The organism is Sphingobium limneticum (assembly GCF_008710165.1).
Lineage (GTDB): Bacteria > Pseudomonadota > Alphaproteobacteria > Sphingomonadales > Sphingomonadaceae > Sphingobium > Sphingobium limneticum.
Genome location: NZ_VYQA01000020.1, coordinates 17901 through 43291 on the forward strand (window position 1 = coordinate 17901; position 25391 = coordinate 43291).

Genomic DNA, 25391 nt, shown 5'->3' on the forward strand with positions numbered 1-25391 from the left:
ATCGACATCCCCTCCGCGCCCTTCGTTCCAATATATCGTGTTGCGATATATTTACAAGGACCCCGCTCATCACTTCCAGCATTCAAGGCACGATGGTCTGATTAATATATGGTGCGCGCGCCAGGTGCCGAACTACCGTCCAAACCAGAGGAAGGAACTGCCTTCTTTCCGTGGCGAATTGGGGATGCCGCAGCGCCCAAACCGGTACTCGCCCATCTGTCGCGGACTGATAGACGTCAGGGTAGCGGCTCAGCGCAGCATCGACGGCACCCGGATGAAAGGGGGCGTCGGGCTCGAAGCTGTCGAAGCCGCAACGCCGCATAAAGAATACGAGATCAATGAGCACGTCACCGATCGCGCGGATTTCGCCTGTGTAGCCCGCCTCGCGCAATATGCTTGCGCTGGAAAAACCACGCCCGTCGCGAAACCGCGGAAAGTCGATCTCGACGAGCCGCACGCGGCCAAGTTCGGGTAACAAGGCGCGGACATCATCGCCCGCCTCGAGAAGCACTGAGGTTGCGTCCTTCTGATTGAGAAACGCATCCAGGGAAACTCCCGGCTCATCCGGTGCCGGATCGTCCCGGAAGCGTAACGGATCACCCATAAATAGCCTCCTTGAACGGATCCATGCCAACGCGGCGATAGCAATCGAGAAAGCGTTCACCTGGCTCGCGAATCTCACGATAGCGTTCGATCGTGCGTTCGACGGCATCGACGATCCCGGTCTCGTCGAAGCCCGGCCCGGTGATCTTGGCCTGCGAAACATCCTCGGCCCCGGACCCGCCAAGCAGCAACTGGTAGTTCTCTGTGCCCTTACGATCGACACCAAGTATACCGATATGGGCCGCGTGGTGATGACCGCAGGCGTTGATGCAGCCCGAAATCTTGATCTTGAGTTCGCCGAGGTCGAGCTGACGATCGAGATCGGCAAAGCGCTCTGCGATCTGTTGGGCGACGGGTATCGAACGCGCGTTGGCCAGGCTGCAATAATTGAGTCCGGGACAAGCGATGATGTCCGTGACGAGGCCGAGATTGACGCTTGCCAGCCCCCCCGCGTCCAGCGCCTGCCAGACCGCATGAAGATCCCGCTTGCGCACATGGGGCAGCACGAGATTCTGGACATGCGTCGAGCGCAGATCATCGAAGCTGTAGCGTTCGGCAAGGTCGGCCACGAGCTCCATCTGCTCGGCTGAAATGTCGCCGGTTATACCCCCGTCGGGTTTGAGGCTGATATTGACGATGGCATAACCGGGCGCCTTATGTGCGGCGACCTGGCGATCGACCCATAGCGCGAAGTCGGGATCGGAGCGGTCGAGCTCCTCGGAAAGCCCGGTCTCGAACGGCGGCGGGTCAAAATGGGCGGCAATCCTGTCATACTCGGCCTGCGGAAAATCCCGGCCCAGCGTCAGGATGTGCTCGAACTCCATCTCCACCTGACGGCGGAACTCTTCTTCCCCCAGTTCATGAACAAGGATCTTCATCCTCTGCTTGTGGATGTTGTCGCGCCGCGCATGCCGGTTCCACACCCGCAGGATCGCCTGGATATAGGAAAAGATCTGGCCTGCCGGACAGAACGTCCTGATCGGGAAAGCGATAATCGGCGTGCGCCCCATACCGCCGCCAGCATAGACCTCGAACCCCTGCTCACCGCTCTCGTTCTTGATGATGCGCAGTGCACAGTCGTGCCAGCGCAGCGCGGCACGGTCTTCCTGCGCGGCGATCACTGCGATCTTGAACTTGCGCGGCAGATAACTGAATTCTGGATGGAACGTCGTGGCCTGGCGGATCAGTTCGGCCCAGGGCCGCGGATCGCATATCTCGTCGGGAGCAGCTCCAGCATAATGATCCGCCGACAGGTTGCGAATGCTCTCGCCGCTCGTCTGGATGGCGTGCATTTCCACCGTCGCGAGCTCAGCGAGGATGTCGGGCGCATCCGCCAGTTTGATCCAGTTATATTGGATGTTCTGTCGTGTCGTGAAATGACCGTAGCCTCGGTCATATTTGCGCGCGATATGCGCCAGCTTGCGCATTTGCCGCGAATTGAGCGTGCCGTAAGGCACCGCTACGCGCAGCATATAAGCGTGCAGTTGCAGGTAGAGCCCATTCTTGAGCCGCAGAGGCTTGAACTGGTCTTCGCTGAGATGGCCTTCGATCCGACGGCGCGTCTGGTCGCGAAACTCTTCGACCCGGGCATCGACCATGGCCTGATCATACTCGTCGTATTTGTACATATCAGCCTCTCACGCCCAAGGGGACATCAGGATGGCATCACGAGCACTCATGCACAAAATGACTTTTAATGCAGCGATCCATCAAAATAATTGCTCGATAAGGCCGGTCGCTGCAGGCCAACAACCATGGGCCGATCGTTGCAAGCCGGCTCGAGGGCGATCCCGGCCTTAACATGTCTGTCACATACAGGTATGATGTTGCAGATTGGTTCTCGGGAGTTCTGCGTGCGGCTGACACGCTACACGGATTATTCACTGCGGGTCTTGATTCACCTGGCCCTTCACGAAGAGCGCCTGTGTTCGATCGGCGAAATCGCGCGGGCTTATGATGTCTCCCACAATCACCTGATGAAGGTCGTCAACGCCCTGGCGCACGACGGCTTCATCGAAACCGTTCGCGGTCGCGCCGGCGGCATGCGTCTCGCCCGACCAGCGGATGAGATCACCGTCGGCGAGGTCGTCCGCCGCACCGAGGAAGGCTTCCAACTCGCAGATTGTTCCGGGTGTGCGCTGTCTCCCGCATGTGGACTGACCGGCGTGCTGGCGCAAGGCATGCAGGCGATGATGGCGGTATTCGATACCTACCGGATTTCCGATCTCCTGTCCGATCGTGAGGCCATGAAGCGGCTGATTAACCGCCAATCACCGCTCGGCGTCGGCATGGACTAAATGATACAGCTGCGGATTCCGCGCAGGTCAATGCTCCGCTTCAAGATGCGCTGCGGCGCGATCGATGTTGACCCGATGGCTCTCGAGCATCTCGCGAAGATCGGCATGCAATGCCTCGTCACGAACCCTAGGGGTCAGAGATTCCAGTTTGCGAACCACCCAGGCTTGTCCGCGGTTGAGAAAGGCGAGCCTTTCAAGCGGATCAGGGATTGCCAACGCCTTCTTGTAAAAGGCGCCGGTCTTGCGTGAGGGCGCTGCGCCCAATCGCCTGATCTGCCTCGAGAGCATCGCGCACCAACGTGCTTCGTCGGCACGGACCGATCGCATCAGTTCGGCGTAGTCGGGATCGTTCGCCGACTTGGTGCTGGCGAGCGCGACGCGGGCGCCGGCCCGTTCGGCTTCCAGCAGTTCGTGGAGCGCCGCGAGGATCTCCTCGCGACCGGCAAAGCCCATGTAAATGTCATCGGCTTCGCTGGCGTAACAAACGGGCGAGGATGGTTCGTTCACGGTCATGCTGTAATCGCCGCGGCCGCCTTGAGGCCGGCACGAATGCGGTCCATCACGCCCGGGTCGGCCTTTGTGCTGTGGACGACATAGGCCGAGTACGAAAATTCAGGACTTCCGGGGACGAGAGCGAGGCGGCCTTCCTCGAGATAGGAGCGGATGAAGCCTTTGCGAAAATAGCCGCTACCCCCTGTCGCCAGGATATACTCGAGCGCGAGCGGACCATAGCTTATCGAAACGACGGCGTTAGGCTGATCCGGGAAAGCGGCGTGATAGCTCCCGGCAAACTCCTCACCCCAATCGATCTGAACATGATCTTCCGGTGCGAGAGGGCTGCTGGTTGGCGTGGTCCGCACCAGGACCAACTTTTCCTCGAACAAGAGTTCGGCGATGATCCCCGGACGGCTCGGCGCGGCATAGAGCACCGCCATATCGAGTGAGCCATCCTGTACCTGCTCCATCAGGCGTTCGGATGTGTCGATATGGGTGCTTACCGCGATTTCCGGACATTCCCGACGCATCCAGAGCAGCCAGTGCCGCAGCAAGGGACTCCACAGACTGAGCTCGGCGCCGACCGTTACCACGGTCTCCCGTCCCGGCGGGAGCGCGACGGCGCGGCGCGCCCGATCCCAGACCTGCACCATGGTGGTTGCAAAGCGCAGAAACTGCTCGCCCGCCGGTGTCAGCTTCGCACCTGCCTTGTTGCGGATGAATACTGGCCGATCGAGCAGGTCCTCAAGCACCCGGATGCGGGCACTGACTGCGGTCTGCGTGAGGTGAAGGTTCGACGCAGCGTTCACAAAACTGCCGGTTTTGACGACTTCCAAGAATGTGCGCGCAACATTGATATCCATAAGCCATCATCCTTGCGCTCAATGCGCAATAATATTCATTTGCTTGCTTCATGGTAGCGGGCCGATGATGGGATCACAAGGCAAGACCCGTGTGATCGACCCTGGACAGGCACCAACAACCATAAGGCGTCCAACGGTTTGGGCGAACTTTCAGATGAAACCTTTAGGCCGCTTCACGCCCGAACTTAGACGGAGGATAGGCCCAGCGACGGATACGGGTAGTGCGGTAATCAACCCGCGGATGAGAGCATGATCAATCGTCGTCGATCAGGCGCCCGCGGCACACCCGCCAAGGTCAATGCGACCGCTGGTCTCGAGGCTAGCGAAGGAGTAAACTCGGCCAGCGTCTCGCATGGCAGTCATGAGGCGTATATCTGTGCCCGTTTTATGTGACGCCCCCGACATGGCGGTTTGAGTAGACGCGGAGAAGGGCGATGTCGCCCTTCTCCGCGCTCAGTCAGGCGGCGAGCAATTCGTCCGCCGGACCGAAGAATTCGTAATGAATGCGGTCGGATGGGACGCCAGCCAGCGACAAGGTCGAGACGGCGTGCCGCAGAAACGGGCGTGGTCCGCAGATATAGTAATCGGCCTCACCTACAGGCGTGTTGGCGACCAGCCATTCATCGGTAATGATGCCGGCGACGTCATAATCCCGTCCTGCGACTTCATCTTCGAGCGGGGTCTGATGAAAATCGGTGACGGTGATTGACTTGCCCCGCCCAGCGACAGCGCGAACATGATCACGCATTGCGTGGGTATCGCGGTCATGAGTTCCGTGGACATAGTGCACGGGGACTCCCGCCTCGCCCTCAGCAAGCGTTTCGAGCATGGCCACCATCGGGGTCAGCCCCACGCCGCCCGACAGGAGGATCACCGGGCGTTCGACATGCGCTGCCAGGAAGAATTCGCCTGCAGGCGCGGCAACTTTGAGCACCGTGCCCGGCTTGGCTTCATCATGAAGCCAGCCTGACGCAAGACCAAGCGGCTCACGCTTGACCGAAATGCGATAGGTTTCGCCGTTGGGGGCTGCTGAAATCGAATAGTTGCGCTTGACTGGCGGATGTCCCGGAATTTCAAGCCAGAAGGTCAGATATTGCCCGGGCTTGTGCCGCATGACGGCCCCGCCATCAACGGGGCGCAGAACGAAGGAATTGATGACGCTGCTCTCACGCACGACGTCCTCGACGCGAAAATCGCGCCAGCCATTCCATCCGCCGGTCGCATCCTTCTGTTCTGAGTAGACTCGCTGCTCGCGGGCGATCAGGATGTTGGCCAGGAACCAGTAGGCTTCGCCCCAGGCAGCGAGAATCTCATCGGTGGCCGCATCCCCCAGCACCGCCTTGATCGCCCCCAGGAGCGCCTCGGCAACGTGCGGATAATGTTCGGGCAGAATTTGCAGGCCAACATGCTTCTGCGCGATCCGCTCGACCGCCGGGGCAAGCGCACCGAGATTTTCGATGTTGCTCGCATAGGCGAGAATGGCGCCGGTCAGCGCCCGCGGCTGCGAACCGGCATCACCATGGTGCGATTGGTTGAAAAGGTCGCGAATGTTCGGGTTCTGGAACATCCGGGAATACATCTCGTTCACGATGTCGAGGCCATGCGCTTCGAGCGCGGGAACGGTCGCCTTGACGAGCGCAATGGTCTGATCGCTGAGGGGCTGCGTCATCAACTTCTCCTTTTTGAATGCGTTGAAAATCCCGGAATGTCAGAGCTTGGGAATGTGATCGTAAAAATCCACCTGCATCTTCATCGGCCCTGTCGGCGTTACGAAATGCGGTTGCTGAGGGAGAATCAAGCCAGGCTGGTCAGGCGTCAGGACGATCTCCGAAGGTGGCTCGAGGTAGGTTAGCCGGAGTTCGCCCTCCAAAACCCGGATCACGCCCCAAACACCAGCCTTCGTGTCATGTCGCGCGCGCAAGGCAGCCGGCAGAGTGTCCTGGTTGAACACCGGCGTGGAACGGTAAGGCAAGATTTCAGCCATGGGTTTGCCCTGGTCGCTCGATGGCATCCTTACGTTCCGCGTTGGCGACCGATGCAGCACTCCGTTCCTCCAGTTGGAAGAACATCGCCAGTTGCAGGCTCTCGGCGATGCGCCGCGCCTTCGCTTGTAGCGCCGCTGCCGCTTCGGGCGTCATCCTGTCATTGGTCGTTTGAACCCAGAGTGCGAGCCAGCGCTCGAACAGCGCGGGCGTTATCCTGGCCTTATGCTTCAAATGGGCCGGCACCGGTTGCCCCTTGTATCGGCCACTGGTGAGCATGACGGAGGACCAGAACGCAGTCAGCTTCCCAAGATGCTCCGGCCAGTCATCGATCGCATCGTTGAAAATCGGCCCAAGCGCGGGATCGGCGCGGACCCGCGCGTAAAATTCCTCCACCAAAGGAGTCAGCTCTTCTTCTCTGATTTTCGAGACACCGTCCACGACTCGCGCTCCAATCATGTATATATAATACATCTATCATGATTGCGCATAAACGCAAGGCTAGCGCATATTTCCAGGTCGTCGGTCGCGGCGATGTACACAGCCTGAGAAACTGCTCAGCCCCGCTAGTTTAGCCTTGAATCCGAAACACGAAGGCATAGCATCAGCCAGCGACCCGAAGGAGTCTCGGTAAGACGTAGACACCTTTCCTTGCCCGCCCGTCAAAAGACGGGCGGGTTTTCTTTTCCGATTCCGTAGGACATTCGCTGGAACGCTAATCCGCGTGATCTGGCGCACTCGGAATTTTCAAACACCGTCACAAATACCTAATTGTGCGCAGCTCAAGATCTAATCACCCGATTTTCGCGATCAAGCGGCCGGCGGCACCCTGCTCTGCCGCCAGATTGCGATTATAGGCGAGCGGCATCCGGGGACTCTTCCAGCGTAGCGCATCCATGATCCCCGCCAGATCCTCGCCGCTCGCAAACAGATCCTGGTTCAAGCCCACCCGGGGGTGACTACACGAAAGTGACGTATCTGCACGCTAAGGGCGAACAAATCCGGTACGATGCCAGCAGATGCTATTCGCAGGCTTTCCTGCCCCTTTTATGTGGTGCCGCCCTACGGGCGCCGATATGGGAGGGCGGCAATCCGATTGACCAACGATCGAGGTAGAACCCTGCTCGCCAAATATGTGAGCTGGTTGCCCATCCCCGGTATGGCGAAGGATTGCCGATAAACCAGAGCGTGGACTGCATGGGCCGCGCACCGGTCAACGTCCATCAAACCCAACCTCCCCCACTTCAAATCGCTGAGGGCAGCCATGTCTGTGTCGATTCCACCGGGTGCAAAAGACCCAACACTCACTCCCGTCCCGGCAAGCTCCACGGAAAGCGCTCGCATGAGGGTGCTCACATAGGCTTTCGACGCGCCGTAGACCGCTTGGAAGGGCACGGATGTTTCGCCCGCCAGGCTCGACACGGCGATTACTGAGGATTCAAACGGCTGCTCCCTGAAAATCGCAATCAGGCGAGCCAGCAAATCCGTGAAACCGAGTATGTTTGTTTCAATTACCTCGGCATAAGTGTCGGCACGGCCTGCATCAAATGAACCAACGCTCGTCATTCCGGCAACCAACAAAGCGGCTGTTACTTGCAATTCTGCAACCTTAGCCGCGATTTTCTCCCTGCCCTCGATTTCACGTTGATCAGCCACTATAATCTCGCACGGCACATTGAACCGCTCGTCAATTTCGGTCTGTAGCTCCCGCAAGTTGTCGAGCCTTCGTCCAACAATCAGGGGCTTGGCCTGGTACGATGCCGCCAAGCGGAGGGCGGACGCTCTGCCCAAACCGGTCGAAGCCCCTGTGACCAGCACCCACGAGTTCTTGATCGCCAGCGGTTTCACGCGTTTTCCAGAGCCTTGTATAGGGCGGTTTTGCCGATCTTGAGCCGGGCCGCCGCCTCACGAACAGTGAGGCCCGCTGCGATATGCGCCCGCGCTTTACGTAGTTTGTCGGGGGTAACGACAGGCCGGCGACCACCCTTGTTGCCCCGCTCGCGTGCGGCCTTGAGGCCGGCATGAGTGCGTTCACGGATCAGGTCACGCTCGAATTGGGCCAGCGAGCCGAAGATGTTGAACACCAGCATGCCGCCCGAAGTGGTGGTGTCGATATTCTCGGTGAGTGAGCGGAACCCGATGCCGCGCGCCGCAAGCTCGCCGACCTTCTCGATCAGGTGGCTCATCGAGCGGCCGAGGCGGTCGAGTTTCCAGACCACCAGCGTGTCGCCGGGGCGCAAATAGGCGAGCGCTTCGGTTAGGCCAGGCCGATCGGCTTTTGCCCCGGATGCGTGATCGTCGAATATACGGTCGCACCCGGCAGTGTTCAGCGCGTCAAGCTGGAGCGACAGCTTCTGGTCTGCGGTCGAGACGCGCGCATAGCCGATCAGCGCCACATGATGCCCGATCCTGTCCGTTTTCCCGTCATTATGCGATCTTGTCCGAATCGCCGTTACAGGTCCAGAGTTAACGGACATATTCCTGTTGGCCGCCAGAGGACCGTCTGACGGACACGCAAAGCGAAGGAGATGATGCTTGGCGAGACGGCGACTGGTGAGCCTGGAAATCTGGGCGAGGCATTATGGCGCGCCGCTCGATGAGCGCGAGATCGCGCGTCATTATACGCTGACCAGCGACGACCTGGAAATTGTCGGCCGCCGTCGCGGCGATGCCACCCGGCTCGGCTATGCGATGCTCATGCTATATATGAGATGGCCTGGCCGTGCGCTGGAAGCGGGCGAAGTCCCGCCCGCTCCTGTGCTCGCCTATGTGGCGCAGCAACTCGGCGTCGCGCCGGCAGCCTTCGCGGATTATGCCCATCGGGACCAGACCCGTCGCGAGCATCTCGTCGAAATCCGACGATCGCACGGGTTCAGGATTTTTGACCGCAACGCTTTCCGTGAAGTTGTCGCCTTCTCGGTCCCAATCGCGCAGACCATCATACACCCCGGCCAGATGGCAGACGTCATCGTCGATGAACTCCGGCGCCTGCAGATCCTCCTGCCTTCTCCGTCGATTCTCGAAGCGGTGCTGCGGCGGGCGCGCCAGCAAGCCGAACAGCTTACCTATGAAGTGCTCACGAATGGCCTGCTGCCTGACACCCTTCAGGGCCTGGACGATTTGCTGGCCCGACGACCGGGGCAGGTCGCGACATGGCTATCCTGGATGCGCAATGCGCCACAATCGCCGGCAGCGCGCAACATCCTGCGCCTGATCGAACGGCTCGCCTATATCCGCGCGCTGGGCCTCGATCGCGCCCGTGCCGACATGATCCCGGCTTTGACTTTTGACAGGCTGGCGGACGAAGGCAGCCGCATCACACCCCAGCACCTTGGCGAACTCAATGCCCTGCGCCGCCATGCGACGCTGGCGGCAACCGGCATCCGGCTTGAGGAAAGCCTGACCGACGCCACCCTGACGATGTTCGACAAGCTGTTGGGCAGCATGGCGCGCCGCGCCGAGAACCGGACCCGCGACAAAGCCCTCAAGACGGTGCGCGAGTTGCAAGGCCACCTCCGGACGCTCACGGGGTCTTGCCGCCTCTTCATCGACGCGCGCAGCAAGGGCGTGGATTCTCTGGCGCAGATCGAGGCGCTGGACTGGCAGCACTTCGCCGTGGCCGTCGAGCAGGCCGAAGTGCTCGGGCGACCGGAAACCGTCGATCGCACCGCCGAATTGATCGAGCGGCATCGGACGGTGAAGCTCTTTGTCGGCGCTTTTCTCAACGCCTTCGAGTTTCGCGGCGCCGGCGCGGTTCAGGGGCTCCTGTCAGCGCTGGCCATCATCGCGGAGCTATATCGGACCGGCAAACGGCGCTTGCCTGATCGCGTGCCGCTACGCTTTGTGCCGCCCGCATGGCGCCCGTTCGTCCTGCGGGATGGCATCGTTGATCGTGCCGCTTATGAACTATGCGCCTTGTCGCAACTACGCGAGCGGTTGCGAGCCGGGGATATATGGGTCGCGGGAAGCCGGCAGTTTCGCGATTTCGACAGCTATCTCATACCGCCGGCGACCTTTGCGGCGCTGCGCGAGAAGGGGCCGTTGCCGCTCGCCATCGAAACGGATTTCGAGCGCCATATCGAGGAACGGCGCACCAGGCTCGACACGGCGATCGAGCAGGTAACGGTCCTTGCACGGCAAGGGGAGCTGCCCCAGGTTAAGCTTGACGAAAACGGTCTCATCATCTCGCCGCTGAAGGCGGCAACACCGCCCGCCACCGAGATTGCCCGTCGCGCCGCCTATGATCGACTGCCGCGCGTGAAGATCACCGATCTTCTGCTGGAGGTCGATGCCTGGACCGGGTTCAGCGAATGCTTCATCCATCGTCGTTCGGGCCGGGAAGCCGACGATCGCAATGCGCTGCTCACGGTCATCCTCGCCGATGGCATCAATCTCGGCCTCACACGCATGGCGGAAACCTGCCGGGGCGCAAGTCTGCGTCAGCTCGCCCATCTTCACGACTGGCACATCAGCGAAGCCGCCTATGGCGAAGCGTTGGGAAGGCTGATCGACGCCCATCGCGCCATGCCGCTCGCCGCGCTGTGGGGAGACGGCACCACTTCGTCGAGCGACGGACAGCAATTTCATGCCGGGGGCCGTGGGGCCGCGATCGGCGACATCAACGCGCGCAGCGGCAACGAACCAGGCGTTGCCTTCTACACCCATGTCTCGGATCGATATGACCCCTTCGCAAGTCGGGTGATCGCGGCGACCGCTGGCGAAGCGCCCTATGTGCTGGATGGCTTGCTGTATCACCAGACCGGCCTGACGATCGAGGAGCACTACACCGATACGGGCGGGGCATCGGACCATGTGTTCGGCCTCATGCCCTTCTTCGGCTACCGCTTCGCGCCGCGCCTGCGCGACATCAAGGAGCGTCGTTTACACCTCCTTCCCGGCCAAGAATCCGGCCCCTTGCTTGCCGGCATGACGGCCGAACCGATCGCATTGGGTCATGTCGCGGCGCATTGGGACGAACTGCTGCGGTTCGCCACGTCGATCCGCACCGGCACCGTCACTGCTTCGGCAATGCTGCGCCGCTTGTCCGCCTATCCGCGACAGAACGGACTGGCCCTCGCACTACGCGAGCTGGGCCGCCTCGAACGCTCCATTTTCATGCTCGACTGGCTGCGCGACATCGACCTGCGCCGGCGCACCCAGGCGGGCCTCAACAAAGGCGAAGCCCGCAACGCGCTCGCCCGCGCGCTCTTCTTCAACCAGCTCGGCGAACTGCGCGATCGTCGGTTCGAGAACCAGACCTATCGCGCCTCCGGCCTCAACCTGCTCGTCGCCGCCATCATCTTGTGGAACACTCGCTATCTCGAAATGGCGCTGGCGGACATCGGCACAGCCGACGAAATCGCACGCCACATCGCGCCATTGGGCTGGGAGCATATCTCGCTGACCGGTGACTATAGCTGGAATGTTGAAGATCAACCCGATCCGGACGCCTTGCGACCGCTGCGCGCCGTCAACTCCCTACTTGCCGCGTGACGTTCGCTATCCGTTCGCCCTTTCCGTGCAGATACGTCACTTTCGTGTAGTCACCCCGACCAGGGCGGCCAGCACCGTCGCCGCGTTTGCGGTGTCAGCCGTGCTGGCAATTGCGGCCGATGGGACCGTCGCAGGCTGGGCGGTGGTGGCGAAACCGGCATTGCCGACCACCCGCCCCACATAGCCATTGGCAAAGCCACGTGACTGCGATCCGGTATTGTACATGGAGAGCGCGATGCGCAGCGCGCGTTGCGGGTGCAGCCCGTTTCTGACCTGACGATAATTTCCGGCGAGAACCGCCCCGGCAGCAGCGATGTTCGTGCAGGGTTCGAAAACCGTATCCCACGTCAGGCCGAGGGCCTTCATGTTCCGAGAGTTGATCTGTCCCAAGCCAAGATCGACGGAATAGCCTTTGGCGACATAGGCGCGCGCGATACTAGTCGCCTGCGCCAGTGTAGTTGGCTGGGCGACCTTGTGGCCCAATCCGTTGACGTTGATCGCCAGCTCGTAGCCCTGGCTTTCCGTTTTCACGATTGCCGCGATTGTCTCTGGAGCCACATCTGGCGCGCATTGCGCGGCGAGGCCCATGACGACTGCGGCGGGAAGCGTCACCGCTTGCAGCTTTCTATGTCAGGGGCATAGGGCAAGAGCGCGATCGTCATTCCACGATCGCCAGCAATGTCAAAGTCGGCGGTCCGGGCCGAAACCGATGCGATCAACGCAGCATTATGCGCGACGCACACCGGGAATGAACATAAGCGATTTGCCATGTTTTCACTCCAGTTGTGAAAACAGGCTATGTTAAGAAAACCGTGATGGCCACCCCGAAAGCGACATTGGTTGCTGCTACTGCGAACAGCTTACCCCGCTAAAACGTCGCCTCGTCCCTCATGCCCGGATATGGGTGCAAACTTATTACGCCCTCGTACCCGTATCCTAGAATGATATGTCGGATTGCTGAAGAAGCGCGCTTATACAAGCGGATGCGCTTCTTATCATAAAGCCCCACATGGAAAAGGGCAGTTCCACGCCAGCTCACACGGATATTGATGTGCCACTTGCCGGAGTCGTGCTGGCACACGTGAACATCTGTGATCGTCCCGCCTGGAGGGCGATGCGTCGTAAGTTCACGTTCCAGTAGTAGCTCTAATTCCATTCCAACCCTACAAGCGATTTATATGGTTTTCGCTGGTGTCATGTATCGCGCTGCGATAGCATGACAAGGCGCTTCAACGGAGGTGTCTTAAATGGCCCGACGGCATATCGCTACGATTGAGGAACAGGCCGACCGAATTGTTCGCCAGCTTGGCGGCCGATGGACGGGCGATTTTGCCATGTGCCGATGCCCTGCCCATTCCGATAGCAAGGCAAGCCTTTCCGTTCGCGTAGGCGACCGCGCCGTGCTGTTCCACTGTTTCGCCGGCTGCAATGCCGAAGCCATCATGGCGGCGCTTCGGTCCGGCAAGATCCTTGCGCCCCCCGATCATGATCCGGGGCAGCGTCAGGAGAGCAAGACTGATCTCAACAAGATCGCCCTTGCAGTCTGGCGTCATGCTGACCCCTATGTCGGCACCCTCGCCGATCGCTACCTGCGCACCCGTGCGATCGTGCCCGAGGGGATCAACGCTCGCTTCGATCCGCGTTGCCAGTGCGGTGCAGGCGCCGCCAAGGCGTTTGCCCCGGCGCTGATCGTGCCGATCGAGGAAGACGCCGGCGTCGTTGCGATCCACCGCACCTTCCTGACGCCCGATGGCCGCTGGAAGGCCGACATGCCCGAACCCAAGCGTATGCTGGGCAATCCCGGCACCGGCGCGGTGCGCTGGGGCGGTATTCCAACCGATGGCGTGCTGCGTCTCGCAGAAGGCGTCGAGGATGCCGCAAGCGTGATGAACCTGCTCGAACCCGGTCACTTCGTCTGGCCGGTGCTGGGCATCGAGCGCTATCAGGGCATTGCGATCCCGGAGAGCATCCACACCGTCATCCTCTACAGCCAGCACGGCGTCGAAGCGGCGCGCGCCGTAGAACGGGCCACCCCTCACCTGACCAATAATGGCCGTAGGCTACTCACCAAGCTGCCGCCCCATAGCGGCGACTGGAACGATCTCCTGCGCGAGATCCGGGCAGCATGAAGCTGTTTCCCGGCGTCCCGCCCTATCAGCGCTGGATGATGGGGGCGACCTTCGTTGTCGTTGCGGTCTATTCCATCGCCCAGAACAAAGCATCGCTGGTCGAAGCATCGCAGACCCAGCTATCCTCTCCTTCCCCCCGGATTATCGATGGCGATACCGTCGATTTCTCAAACGGTCGCGTGCGGATTGTCGGGATCGATGCTCCTGATGACGATCGGCCGCAGCTCAAGGCGCTGGCGAGTGAGGCGCTGCGTGAGCTGGCGGCCCGCGACGGCGGGCTGACGTGCTCCGCGTCGCTGTTCGACTATGCCCTGCGACGCGAAGAGCAGTGCCGCACCACAGCCAAGAGCTATGGGCGATTGAATCTGTCCTGCCGCTTCCCCAGCAACAAGGCGAGCGTGGGCGCCACCATGGTCGCTCAAGGCTATGCCGTCGATTACCGCGTCTATTCGGGCGGCGCCTATGTCGACCTGATGCGCAAGGCAGCAGCGCAGCGTGCAGGTTTGTGGGGCGTCGATTACGAAGGGATGCGGCAGCTTGCCGTGCAGCGTGCGCAAGTGTCGCAAGGGTGCGACGTGGGGACAATCAAGAAGGAGCCGGGGGCAGTCGCCGGCGCAGGCTCGACGCGGTAATGCTCGAACCCGGCTCTCCCGTTGTCGCCATGGTTGGTCGCTGGGGGGGAGCCAGCTCGCTGGTGATTGGCGCGGTCCTGCTCGGGCGCGTCATCCGCGACATGCCGTACCTGCTTCCCAACCGCCTGCCCGGCTTGGTCCTCTATGAGGTGGGGCCGGGCCTGCTCCTGGCCGTCGCGATATGGTTTGCAGTCAGCATCACGCGCGGGTGCTTTCGCGCACGAACGAGGCTGATCCTCTTTGTGGTGATGTCCGCCCTTGTCGGCTCGATCGCCATCGGCAATGCCTTTGCCCCCTCGCTGGATGAGCGTTGGCTATGACCGGGGGCGTCAGCAGGCCGGAACCCGAACGCGCGGTTCACTATCTGGCCTTTGCCAACGATTATGCCGATGCAGCAGGTCGCATCCTCTTAATCAACCGGGCAGACGCTGCGCGGATGGGCTATTTTGCGCTGGTTGCGCATAGTCTGGAACTTGCGCTCAAGGCGATACTGATCGCCGATGGCTGGGACGAAGAGCGGCTTATGCAGATGGGCCATAGCCTGCATCGATGTTGCAGGGCCATCAATCGCGGGTCGCTCGATCTTGCAGTGGGCATTTCGGCTAGCGACCATACGACGATCGACGCGCTCGATTGTCCGCACGCCATGCAAAGTTTCCGTTATCCTGGCTTGCCCCCGCAAGACCTTCCAGCCCCGGCGGCGGCGCATGACTGCCTCCGGCGTGTACTGGCGGTGGCCGCCCAGCGCATATACTGACGCCGGATAGGATCGGTGCGCCCTGCGGGGCGAGGCAACCGGCCTGCTACGCGGCCGTCGCCTTCGCCCCGGATCGGCGCTCGGGTCATCCGAACAGTTCGCTGTGCGAACCGATACGGGCCAGAACGAGTGCATCATCCGTCTTGCGGTAGATCAGCGTGCTGCATGTGCTCCACGTGCTGCCGGGAGAGTGCAGAGAGGGATACTGTTATTGACGCCCCGGCGTTAGGAGAGCATTTAGGTTTGTAGCTACAATGTGGCTCAGGTGAATTTGATGGGGTGAGTGAAGTGGCAGCGGCCGACGTAGTACGTGCTCGGATTGATTCCGACCTGAAGAAGGAAGCCAGCGCAATTCTTGCGGGGATGGGCCTGTCTGTGTCCGACGCCATCCGGCTGATGCTGGTGCGCGTAGCCTCCGACAAGAACCTGCCCTTCGATATTCGCGTTCCCAATGCCACCACCCAGGCGGCGATGCGCGATGCGTCCGAAGGCAAGGTGGAGCGGTTCGCTACCGTCGCGGATCTGATGGGCGCGCTCAATGGGGACGATGACGAGGACTAGGCACGTTACGCTGGACCAGCGCGGCGTACCGCGGCAGGTTCAAATGATTTGACGTGAAAACGACATGGCCGTCCCGCTGTTGCCTCCGGCATCAGGGGGCGGCCTTCGTGTTTCAGGGGGCGGGGCACCGTCTCTTCTCTCACCATGATCGCTGGGAGCGTATGAGCATCCCACAGGGCGCGACCCTGCCGGGCACGGCTCTATCGCCGCGAGCGCCGACCGAGCCACCGTGCCGGCGTCTCAGCCCATTCGGGTGACGATCCTCGCGCGAGGGGTGTGCCACGTGGCGCACCCCTGTTGCCGCGCCGTGGCGCGGTGTTTCCTTCACAGGGCGCTTCCGGCCCTCCCCCGGAGCCCGCACGCTTAGGGGAACGCCAAGGGCTACTGCCCTTTCGTCCCCGAACGACAATCATGCCCCCCGTGTAATCCGCCGAGCGCGGCACCCGATGCCCTGAAGGCATCGGCCGCGCTAGGGCGGCTCGCCCGCGCCAGGGGCCAAGATTCTCGCCCTCCCTCCCCATCCCGTTCCTCGCCGGAAAGGCAGAGCCGCATGCCGCAGAGCAAGCGGCTTTCAGCCTCAAGTGGAAAGGACGAAATCATGGGACGCATCACCGACAACCGGGCCGACGTCTATCAGGAGGTCACCGACCAGATGATTGCCATGATCGAGGCTGGCACCCGGCCTTGGTCCAAATCATGGAACGGCAGCACCGCCCCCAACATCCCGCTGCGCTCGACCGGAGTTCCGTATCGCGGGATCAACGTCCTGACCTTGTGGGTGGCCTCCATGACCAAGGGCTATGCCTCCCCCCATTGGCTAACCTTCAAGCAGGCGCTCGCGCTGGGCGGCTGTGTCCGCAAGGGCGAGAAGGGATCAACCGTGGTCTATGCCAACAAGATCGTGGTGGGCGACGGCAAAGGTGGCGAAGCGAGCAGCGAACAGGGCGAGGACGGCAGGCGGCAGGTTGCGTTCCTGAAACGCTATACGGTTTTCAATTCGGAGCAGATCGACGGCATCGAAACGAAATATCCCATGCCCGAACCGATCATCACCGCCACCAATCCCCACGACCGGGACGCCGAGCTTGATACGCTCTTTGGCCGGGTGCCAATCACGCTCCGTCATCACGGTTCGCAGCCCTATTATCAGCCGAGCGGCGATCATGTCGTCATGCCAGCATTCGCCGACTTCCACACCAGCGACGATTATTATTCGACCCTTGCGCACGAACTTTGTCACGCCAGCGGCCATGTGGATCGGCTTGCCCGTCCCACCCTCATTTCCACAAAGCGCGAAGACTATGCGCGCGAAGAACTGGTGGCCGAGCTGGGGGCCGCGTTCGTCAGCGGTGCGATCGGCATCAAACTCCACGACCGCGAGGATCATGCGGCCTATCTGGCAAGCTGGCTGTCTGCCCTTCGAAACGACAAGCGGTGCATCTTCACCGCCGCGCGCCAAGCGCAGGATGCGGCTGACTGGCTGCTGTCACGCATGGGCGCGGAAACCAGCGCATCGCTTGAGGAGGTGGCCTAACGGCTGAAACAGTCCCGGCTGCGGGGCTGGAATTGCGCTTGGTTGCTGAAGAGATTTCGAGCAGGATTTGCATCATGAACCCACCCCAACGCCGTCCAGCTATTCGTGCCGTCAGCTTTGACGAAGCCGGTGAGGCTATCGCCCGCCTGATCGGTATTGCTGGCTCCGATACCGGACAAGCCTCGCGCGCTGCCGACTTTCTCCTCGCTTGGTAGAATGGCCCCGATAACGGCCATTTCCCACTGCTGCACTTGTGCAACTGCGATGAGACCATCGCCGAAGACATGCTGATCGTGATGGCCTATCTCGCCCAAGAGCCGACGGTCTATCACGACGCTTGGGGCTTTAGGGATGCTATCGTGAGATTGGTCGAACGATGGCGCTTGACCTAGCCTGCACCTAGCGGACGGCTCGGCCGCAAAATCGGCGCCGCCCTCCCGCAAGCGGGCGGGCGGCGCTATATGGTATTTTACACGTTTACTGGGGCCTGAAGCCATTTCAACTTGTTCTTGAAATGTTAACTTTCGCAGCGTATATCGATCACAACATGGCCGTCCCCGCTGTTGCCTCTGGCATCAAGGGGCGGCCTTCTTCATATCAGGGCCATGTTGCCGCCCTACACCAAACCTCATCTCAGTTTCGCGGACCAGCTTACGCTTCTCGTTCAACGCGGCCTGGTCGTCACTGATGCGCCAAAAGCGACCGAACATCTCCAGCGTATCGGTTATGGCCGCCTCACCTTGTATTGGCAGCCATTTCAGCAGCGCGTGCCCGATCCGAACAATCCAAAGAAGACCCTGCGCGTCGAGCAGTTTGAAGCCGGCGCGGAGTTTCGCCATGCCGTCGATCTCTATCTGTTCGACAAGCAATTGCGCCTGCTCTTCCTCGACGCGCTGGAAAGGATCGAGGTCGCGCTACGTGTGGATCTCGCGCACGCACTGGGCAAGCGCAACGCATGGGCACATCGTGATCCGGCCCATCTCGACGCGCAGCGCGCCAATCAACCCTTGCAGGGCAGCACGCGGCATACGAGCTGGCTGACGAAGGCCGATCAGTCCATTACCCGCTCCAAGGAGGATTGGGTGCTGGAATTTCTGGCGACCTACAGCTCGCCCATGCCCATCTGGATGGCAGTGGAAGCCTGGGATTTCGGCACACTTTCTTGGCTCCTCGAAATGGCCCACCCCAACGATCGTGCCGCCATCGCCAAGCGCTACGGCCTTCTTCCTGATACGCTGGTGAGCTGGGTCAGATCGCTCGCCTTCGTCCGCAACATCTGCGCGCACCATGCCCGGCTCTGGAACGCTGGCATTGTCAATCAGCCCAAGGTGCCCAAACAATGGGAAGCGGCGCAGGTCGTCCATATCGGCGACAACTTCGTGCAGCGAAGCCGCGTCTATGGCGCCGCTGCTGTTGCCAGCCACCTTATCAAACGGATCAATCCCGGTACCACTTGGAGCAGCCGGCTGAAGGATCACTGGCTCGCCTTCCCCGCAATGCCTTACGCCAATGTGGCACAGGCCGGTTTCCTGCCGGGATGGGATCAGGAAGCCACATGGGCCTGAAATCACGGGCGATCCATCGCAGGCGATGTTCCACCGTCGCCTTTTTGGCGTGCAGCCTGGCCTATTCGGCGTAAAGCCGGTGACCCACATGCATCAGGCAGCGCTCGGCCAGTCGTAGATTGGAAAGCAGAGCCGGTTGCGGAGAAGCTGTCCCAGAACGCGCGCGATCCCCAACGGCGCAGCCAATTGGCTGCGGATCGCGCAGCGGGTCTGCATTGAGGGCGCTATCCTAAAACGACCGGCCCAAGCACGTTCATTCGTCGGTCAGCGGTTCGGTGCGCTAGGGCATGGAATCACAATCGGAGGCGTCTTTCTGTCCGGGCCAAACTCGCGAACGCAACGCTTCGCCGATGTTGTCGAGGACGACCATGTCGCTTGTTGGTTTGTAGTGCAGGCTGAAGTGATGACAACGCCAGCGAGTGCGAGCGCAAGGGTCAGATAGCGACGGACTCTCATTTCAATCTCCATCGAGAAAGTGCGAAGCTGCTCTTGGCGCTGCGCAATATGTGAGGCATGCCGCCTACAGCTACTGGAGGAGCAAGCGCAAAGTTACGGGCGATCCCGTTCACGGAAAATTCGAAAGCCATGAAGGTAGTTTAGTCTTGCTTCTCTAGTGGCTGTAGGATGCAAGGACAGCCTGCGAGTGAGTCGCAGGGGAAGTGGATGACCAGCAAATATCAATTACGGCCGAGAGTAGGGCCGATTCGGCTCTGGTCGGGCTTGGCGATGATTTTGGTTCTGATATTCCCCGCGTCCGATGCAATGGCGCAGACGGCTGCCCAATCATCACAACCAGCGCCCGAGCCGATTTTCACTTTGGAGCGGGCTCTTTCGCTCGGAGGCGCCGTCTCTCCCTCGCGTGAGGCCGGAGCCGCTGGCGTGCAGGCCGCAACCGCTGGGCGTGCGGTCGCTGCGCTACGTCCCAACCCCGAGATTGTCGTTGAGACTGAGAATGTCACTGGAAGCGGCGACTATCGCGGCTTCCGCAGCGCAGAGACGACAGCAGGCGTAGCGCTTCCGATCGAACTTGGCGGCAAACGCTCGGCGCGTATGGCAGTTGCGGATGCACAGATCGACAGCGCCCGGATCAGCGCGACGGTCGCCATTGCCGACCTGACGCTGACGATTACCCAAGCTTATATTGAGGCTGCGGCATCAGAACGCCGTTTGATTGTTGCGCGTGAGCAGGCGGTTTTGGCCGCTGAGGGCGCGCGGGCAGCGCGGGTACGCGTGACTGCTGGCGCGGCGTCGCCGATTGAGCAACAGCGCGCCGAGGTGCTTCGCATCAACGCGGAGACTGCGGTTGAGCGCGCAGCGCGCACGGCCGAGGTCGCGCGCGGCAATCTGGCGCGGCTGATTGGCCAGCCTGTGACCGGCCTACTCGACACGACCTGGTTCGAGCGGATAGGCGGCTACGGCCCTACCCAGCCCGTAACGGCCGAGGGCACACTGGCGCTGGCGGCGGCGGCCGCCGACGCGCGAACTGCGAAAGCCCAGGTTCAACTCGCGCGCTCGCAGCGCGTTCCAGATGTGACGGTGAGCGCGAGCGCGCGCCGGCTGGAGGCGACCAACGATGTGGCAGCGGTGTTCGGTGTGTCGGTTCCGATTCCCCTTTTCAACAACGGCCGCGCCGCTGTTGCGCAGGCGACTGCGCAGGCGACCCAGGCTGAGGCCCTGCGTCGGCTCGCCTTGATCGAGGCCGAGCGTGGAATCGCGAGCGCCCAAGCCGAGCTTGCCAATGCGGCGACGACCGCGCGTACAGCTGGCGGACCTGCCTTGACCGCAGCTGCCGAGGCCGCGCGCATCGCTCGCATTGGTTACGCTGCAGGCAAATTCAGCCAGCTCGATTTGCTGGAGGCTGAGCGGACGCTTCGCGAGACCCGCGCCGCAGCTATCGACGCACTTGCCGCCTATCGCGACGCGGAGGCGCGACTTGCACGATTGACTGCCCCCTCTACACTTTCGGCCGACCAGACGCTCTCGAATGCGCGCTCGGCCCTCCCCGGAGATATTCGATGATCCCTCAAGACAAACGTCTGTTGGGCGGGGTGGCGGCCGCGGTGCTCGTCGCCGCGGCTGGCGGCTTCACCGTCGCGCGATGGACGACCGACACTCCGGTCGCGCCCGCGACTGAAGGAGGAAAGACCGAGGCGGCTGAACCGGAGGCGGCACCGAGCGATACGCTGGTGATGAGCGCCGAGATGATGAAAAGCGCGGGCGTCGCCACCGAAACCGTCAACCCGGGTGGTTTGGCGGCCGAGATCGTGGCCCAAGCGACGGTCGCGCCGTCCCCTACTGGCGAGGCGATTGTGACCGCCCGTGCGGGCGGCGCAGTAACGCGGGTGTTTAAACGCTTGGGTGACCCTGTTCGACGTGGTGAGACGCTGGCGATCGTCGAGAGCCGCGATGCCGCGCAGATCGCCGCCGATCGCACCGCGGCGGCCGCAAAGGCAACGCTCGCGCAACGTAATTTGGCGCGGGAACGCTACCTGTACAGCCAGAAGGTGTCCCCGCGCGTGGACCTTGAGACAGCGCAGGCAGAAGCGGCGTCAGCGGCGGCCGAGGCGCGGCGCGCGAGCGTAGCGGTAGGGGCCGCCAATGTGACGAGCGACGGACGTGGCGTTGTCGTCGCGTCCCCGATTGGGGGGCGGGTCACTTCCGAGAATGTCAGTTTGGGCGCGTTCGTGCAGCCCGAGACCGAGCTGTTCCGCGTCGCCGACCCGAGCCAGATTCAAATTGAGGCGGCGATCGGCCCTGCGGACGCGCAGCGTCTCGCGCCCGGTGACAGGGCGACCGTCGACCTGCCGGACGGCACCACGACCAGTGCCCGTGTTCGCGCGGTAACGCCCACCTTGAGTGGTGAAACGCGCGCAGCGACCGCGGTACTCGATGTGATTGGCGGCCGGCTCCAGCCGGGGCTGGCACTGCGCGTGAGACTGTTCCCGAGCCGCGGCGGTGTGTCCGCCGCGATCGTGGTGCCCGAGGAGGCGGTTCAGTCGCTCAATGGCCGCGACATGGTGTTCGTCCGCACTCCCAAGGGGTTCAAGGCCACGCCAGTCACCACGGGCCAGCGCAGCGCCGGACGGATCGAAATCGTGTCGGGCCTCGGCGCCGGCCAAACCATCGCCACCAAGAACGCTTTCCTGCTCAAAGCCGAACTCGGCAAGGGCGCGGGCGAGGAAGAATAATAGATGATCGCCAATCTCATTGCGCTGGCTGTCCGCGCGCGTTGGGCGGTTCTGTTCATTTTCCTCGCAATTGCCGGCATCGGCATCTGGCAGCTTACAAAGCTGCCGATCGATGCCGTGCCCGACATCACCAACAACCAGGTGCAAATCAACACGGTCGATCGGCGTCTCTCGCCGGTGGAGATGGAAAAGCTTGTCACTTACCCGATCGAGACAGCGCTTGCCGGCATCCCTGGCCTAGAAACGACCCGCTCCATCTCGCGCAACGGGTTCAGTCAGGTCTCCGCGATCTTTTCGGAAAAGACCGACCTTTACTTTGCGCGCCAGCAGGTCGGCGAGCGGTTGACCCAGGCGCGCGACACGCTGCCTGACGGGATCCAGCCGCAGATCGGCCCGGTCACAACCGGGCTTGGCGAGATCGTGTTCTACACGATCCGATACCGCAATCCCGGCGGGAAGGGCGCAAAAATCGAGAGCGGCCAGCCGGGATGGCAGTCGGATGGCAGCTATCTGACGCCCGAGGGCGACAGGCTTGTCAACGAGGTCGAGCAGGCCGGTTATCTTCGCACCGTGCAGGATTGGATCGTTCGGCCGCAGATACGTTCCGTTGCTGGCGTGGCAGGCGTCGATTCGATCGGCGGCTACGCTAAGACGTTTGTGGTGGAGCCTGATCCAACGAAACTGGCGGCGTACGGCATCTCCTACAGCGAACTTGGCGAGGCGTTGGAGAACGCCAATCTCGCAGTCGGAGCCAACTACTACAATCGCGGCGGCGAAGGCTATCTGGTCCGGCTCGACGCCCGGGTGCGTTCGGTCGACGAAATCAAGAACGCTGTAGCGGCCACGCGCGGCGGCGTGCCGATCACGGTGGGGCAGATCGCCAATGTCGAGAGCGGCGGCGATCTTCGTACAGGTGCGGGCAGCGTGAACGGCAAGGAGGCGGTGATCGGCACCGTGCTCATGCTGATCGGCCAGAACAGCCGAATCGTCGCGCAGGACGTGTCGGCCAAGCTCGACCAGATAGAAAAGACATTACCGCCGGGTGTGGAAGTCGGGATCGTGCTCAATCGCGCCGCGCTTGTCAGCGCCACGGTGGCGACGGTCGAACGCAACCTGACCGAGGGTGCCATTCTTGTCGCTGCGGCTCTCTTCCTCCTGCTGGGCAACTGGCGCGCGGCGCTGATCGCGGTGCTTGTCATCCCGTTTTCGTTCCTGATGATGGCGATGGGGATGAACGCCTTTCGAGTGCCCGGGAACCTGATGAGTCTAGGGGCGCTCGACTTCGGCCTCATTGTCGACGGAGCGGTCATCATCATCGAGAACTGTCTGGCGCGGCTCGCGCATCGGCAGGAGCATGAGGGGCGGCTTCTATCCCTGCGGGAGCGGCTTGAAGAGACGATGCGGGCGTCGCAGGAAATGATCAAACCGACCGTGTTCGGACAGGCGATCATTCTGCTCGCCTTCGCACCGCTGCTGATGTTCACCGGCGTCGAGGGAAAGACCTTCTCGCCGATGGCAATCACGATCATGCTCGCCTTGGTCGCGGCCTTCATCCTCGCGCTGACGTTCGTGCCCGCCATGGTCGCGCTGCTGATCCGGGGCCGAGTCGCCGAGAAGGAGGTGTGGCTGATTGCCAAGGCCAAGACGCGCTACCTGCCCCTGCTCGACAAGGCGGTTGCGCGACCGTGGCCGTTCATTGCGGGAGGGTTCGCCTTCTTTCTGGCCGCCGTGCCCGCGTTCGGGCTGCTCGGCTCCGAATTCATCCCGCAACTCGACGAGCAGAATCTCGCACTCGCGTCTACGCGCGTGCCCTCCGTCAGCTTGGAGCAGTCGCTTGCGATGCAGCGCGAGGTGGAGCGTGCCGTCACCAGCCTGCCCGAAGTCGCGTTGATGTTCTCGAAAACTGGCACGGCCGAGGTTGCGACCGACCCGATGCCGCAGAACATGTCGGACGGCTATGTCATTCTCAAACCAAAGGACCAGTGGCCTGCGGGCGTTCATACCAAAGCCGAAATCATCGAGCGCGTCGAAAAAGCTTCTCGGGGTCAGCTCGGCCAGCTCTACGAAATGAGCCAGCCGATCCAGCTCCGCTTTAACGAGCTGATCGCGGGCGTGCGCGGTGACGTGGCGATCAAGCTTTACGGCGACGACCTCGACAAGATGGCGCAAACGGCTGACGAGATGGTCCGTGTCCTCCAGTCGATTCCGGGGGCCGGCAGCGTCAAGGCCGATCAGGTTGGCGGCGCGCCTACGCTCGATGTCAAGCTCGATCGCGCTGCCATCGCCCGCTACGGCCTGACGGTTAGAGAGGTCGCGGATACGGTTTCCGCGGCTCTCGGCGGTCGCGAGTCCGGCTTGCTTTACGAGGGCGATCGGCGTTTCGATATTTCGGTGCGCGTGCCTGAGCAGACGCGGATCAACCTCGACGAAATTCAGGCCCTGCCCGTGCTGCTCCCGAGTGAAGCCGGCCAAGCCCGCCAGCAGGTGCCGCTCGCTCAGGTGGCGCAAATCCGCGCCGTCGAAGGGCTGAACGAGATCAGGCGCGAGAACGGCAAGCGCCGCCTTGCCATCCAGATCAACCTCTTGGGCAGAGATGCCGGATCGTTCGTCGCCGAAGCACAGGCAAAAATTGCCCAAGTGCAGCTTCCCGCCGGCTATTATCTCGAATGGGGTGGGCAGTTCCAAAGCCTCCAGGACGCGAGCCGCAGACTCGCGATCGTGGTGCCCTTGTGCTTCCTCGCCATCTTCGGGCTGCTCTACATGGCGCTGGGCGGCTTCGCGCGTGCCGGAGCAGTATTCTTGGCGGTCCCCTTGGGGCTAGCGGGCGGCGTGTTCACCCTCGCCATGACTGGCATCGCCTTCTCCGTATCGGCCGCGGTTGGGTTCATCTGCCTCGCTGGCGTCGCCGTGTTGAACGGGCTGGTCGTGATGACCGCGATACGGGAGCGTATCGAGAACGGTGCGCCAATTGCCGAAGCGATCCGCAACGGCATGGCCGACAAGATGCGCGCGGTCGTCATGACCGGGTTCGTGCCCGCGATCGGCTTCGTGCCGATGGCGCTCGCGCACGGCACCGGCGCGGAGGTGCAAAAGCCCTTGGCGACGACCGTGATCGGGGGGCTGGTCGCGGCCACCATCCTAACCCTGCTCGTCCTACCCGCCATCGCTCGCGTGGTGCTCGGCTGGGGCGAGCGCCGGGTTAGGCCGGAGGGCACCGAACCCGGCGCTCCTGCAGGACTGGGCGATGAGCCTGAGTCTTCCGTTTTAGCAGAACGTGCGTGAGGAGAGAGGC

Annotated in this window: 21 protein-coding genes and 3 pseudogenes; 13 read left to right on the plus strand and 11 right to left on the minus strand. The window is 62.0% G+C overall.

Going from position 1 to position 25391, the window contains the following annotated elements; genetic code table 11:
* Positions 1-166 precede the first annotated feature (166 nt).
* Positions 167-604 (minus strand): annotated as a pseudogene (locus tag F4U95_RS20470) (DUF934 domain-containing protein); the annotation flags it as partial.
* Positions 597-2231: a nitrite/sulfite reductase gene (locus F4U95_RS20475; RefSeq protein ID WP_120252815.1), complete on the minus strand. Its 1635-nt coding sequence runs from the start codon at positions 2229-2231 to the stop codon at positions 597-599. The pseudogene F4U95_RS20470 and the gene F4U95_RS20475, both read right to left, overlap by 8 nt.
* Before the next feature lie 225 nt (positions 2232-2456).
* Here F4U95_RS20475 and F4U95_RS20480 point away from each other — a divergent pair, with 225 nt between their 5' ends.
* Complete coding sequence (locus tag F4U95_RS20480) at positions 2457-2900, plus strand: Rrf2 family transcriptional regulator (RefSeq protein WP_008828736.1); 444 nt, start codon at positions 2457-2459, stop codon at positions 2898-2900.
* A gap of 27 nt (positions 2901-2927) precedes the next feature.
* On the opposite strand, the gene F4U95_RS20485 is transcribed toward F4U95_RS20480, so the two are convergent.
* The 8 genes and pseudogenes from F4U95_RS20485 to F4U95_RS20520 all read right to left on the minus strand — a co-directional run bounded on the left by F4U95_RS20485 (position 2928) and on the right by F4U95_RS20520 (position 8636).
* Complete coding sequence (locus tag F4U95_RS20485) at positions 2928-3413, minus strand: DUF6306 domain-containing protein (protein ID WP_056379653.1); 486 nt, start codon at positions 3411-3413, stop codon at positions 2928-2930.
* Positions 3410-4258: a LysR family transcriptional regulator gene (locus F4U95_RS20490; protein WP_120252814.1), complete on the minus strand. Its 849-nt coding sequence runs from the start codon at positions 4256-4258 to the stop codon at positions 3410-3412. Before F4U95_RS20490 ends, F4U95_RS20485 begins: the two co-directional genes overlap by 4 nt.
* A gap of 457 nt (positions 4259-4715) precedes the next feature.
* Complete coding sequence (gene hmpA / locus F4U95_RS20495; protein WP_004206960.1) at positions 4716-5927, minus strand: NO-inducible flavohemoprotein; 1212 nt, start codon at positions 5925-5927, stop codon at positions 4716-4718.
* Positions 5928-5966: 39 nt separating this feature from the next.
* On the minus strand, positions 5967-6242 hold the full coding sequence (locus F4U95_RS20500) for a TehB family protein (protein ID WP_004206958.1): 276 nt from the start codon (positions 6240-6242) through the stop codon (positions 5967-5969).
* A complete protein-coding gene (locus F4U95_RS20505) occupies positions 6235-6714 on the minus strand; it encodes a group III truncated hemoglobin (RefSeq protein WP_017503290.1) in 480 nt (159 codons plus the stop codon). The genes F4U95_RS20500 and F4U95_RS20505 overlap by 8 nt, the downstream gene beginning before the upstream one ends.
* Before the next feature lie 319 nt (positions 6715-7033).
* Positions 7034-7192: pseudogene (locus F4U95_RS20510) on the minus strand (integrase); the annotation flags it as partial.
* 110 nt (positions 7193-7302) lie between these two features.
* Positions 7303-8088: an SDR family NAD(P)-dependent oxidoreductase gene (locus F4U95_RS20515; RefSeq protein ID WP_004213209.1), complete on the minus strand. Its 786-nt coding sequence runs from the start codon at positions 8086-8088 to the stop codon at positions 7303-7305.
* Entirely contained in the window at positions 8085-8636 is a 552-nt protein-coding gene (locus tag F4U95_RS20520; RefSeq protein WP_004213210.1) for a recombinase family protein, read from the minus strand. The genes F4U95_RS20515 and F4U95_RS20520 overlap by 4 nt, the downstream gene beginning before the upstream one ends.
* Positions 8637-8775: 139 nt before the next feature.
* Here F4U95_RS20520 and F4U95_RS20525 point away from each other — a divergent pair, with 139 nt between their 5' ends.
* Positions 8776-11733 (plus strand): Tn3 family transposase, encoded by a 2958-nt coding sequence (locus F4U95_RS20525; RefSeq protein WP_150426801.1) that lies wholly within the window; start codon positions 8776-8778, stop codon positions 11731-11733.
* Positions 11734-11769: 36 nt separating this feature from the next.
* Here the strand turns inward: F4U95_RS20525 and F4U95_RS20530 are convergent, their stop codons facing one another.
* Entirely contained in the window at positions 11770-12345 is a 576-nt protein-coding gene (locus tag F4U95_RS20530) for a lytic transglycosylase domain-containing protein (RefSeq protein WP_120252813.1), read from the minus strand.
* A gap of 635 nt (positions 12346-12980) precedes the next feature.
* Between F4U95_RS20530 and F4U95_RS20535 the strand changes: the two genes are divergently transcribed.
* From F4U95_RS20535 to F4U95_RS20595, 11 genes and pseudogenes are all read left to right on the plus strand, one after another.
* Positions 12981-13862 (plus strand): DUF7146 domain-containing protein, encoded by an 882-nt coding sequence (locus F4U95_RS20535; RefSeq protein ID WP_232016618.1) that lies wholly within the window; start codon positions 12981-12983, stop codon positions 13860-13862.
* On the plus strand, positions 13859-14494 hold the full coding sequence (locus F4U95_RS20540) for a thermonuclease family protein (protein ID WP_245896652.1): 636 nt from the start codon (positions 13859-13861) through the stop codon (positions 14492-14494). The genes F4U95_RS20535 and F4U95_RS20540 overlap by 4 nt, the downstream gene beginning before the upstream one ends.
* Before the next feature lie 29 nt (positions 14495-14523).
* Positions 14524-14814 (plus strand): hypothetical protein, encoded by a 291-nt coding sequence (locus F4U95_RS20545; protein ID WP_107394154.1) that lies wholly within the window; start codon positions 14524-14526, stop codon positions 14812-14814.
* A complete protein-coding gene (locus F4U95_RS20550; protein ID WP_107394155.1) occupies positions 14811-15251 on the plus strand; it encodes a hypothetical protein in 441 nt (146 codons plus the stop codon). The genes F4U95_RS20545 and F4U95_RS20550 overlap by 4 nt, the downstream gene beginning before the upstream one ends.
* Before the next feature lie 288 nt (positions 15252-15539).
* A complete protein-coding gene (locus tag F4U95_RS20560; protein ID WP_107394156.1) occupies positions 15540-15812 on the plus strand; it encodes a type II toxin-antitoxin system RelB/DinJ family antitoxin in 273 nt (90 codons plus the stop codon).
* A gap of 598 nt (positions 15813-16410) precedes the next feature.
* Positions 16411-17346: an ArdC family protein gene (locus F4U95_RS20565; RefSeq protein WP_107394157.1), complete on the plus strand. Its 936-nt coding sequence runs from the start codon at positions 16411-16413 to the stop codon at positions 17344-17346.
* 74 nt (positions 17347-17420) lie between these two features.
* A pseudogene (locus F4U95_RS25560) lies at positions 17421-17738 on the plus strand (DUF7673 family protein).
* Positions 17739-17951: 213 nt separating this feature from the next.
* Positions 17952-18911 carry an Abi family protein gene (locus F4U95_RS20575; RefSeq protein ID WP_107394158.1) on the plus strand — a complete coding sequence of 320 codons (960 nt, stop codon included), beginning with the start codon at positions 17952-17954 and terminating at the stop codon, positions 18909-18911.
* Between the two features lie 663 nt (positions 18912-19574).
* Positions 19575-20930, plus strand: coding sequence for a TolC family protein (locus tag F4U95_RS20585; protein ID WP_370425139.1), 1356 nt, complete (start codon positions 19575-19577; stop codon positions 20928-20930).
* Positions 20927-22099: an efflux RND transporter periplasmic adaptor subunit gene (locus F4U95_RS20590; RefSeq protein ID WP_107394160.1), complete on the plus strand. Its 1173-nt coding sequence runs from the start codon at positions 20927-20929 to the stop codon at positions 22097-22099. The genes F4U95_RS20585 and F4U95_RS20590 overlap by 4 nt, the downstream gene beginning before the upstream one ends.
* Before the next feature lie 3 nt (positions 22100-22102).
* Positions 22103-25381 (plus strand): efflux RND transporter permease subunit, encoded by a 3279-nt coding sequence (locus tag F4U95_RS20595; RefSeq protein ID WP_232016614.1) that lies wholly within the window; start codon positions 22103-22105, stop codon positions 25379-25381.
* The last annotated feature ends 10 nt before the right edge of the window (positions 25382-25391 follow it).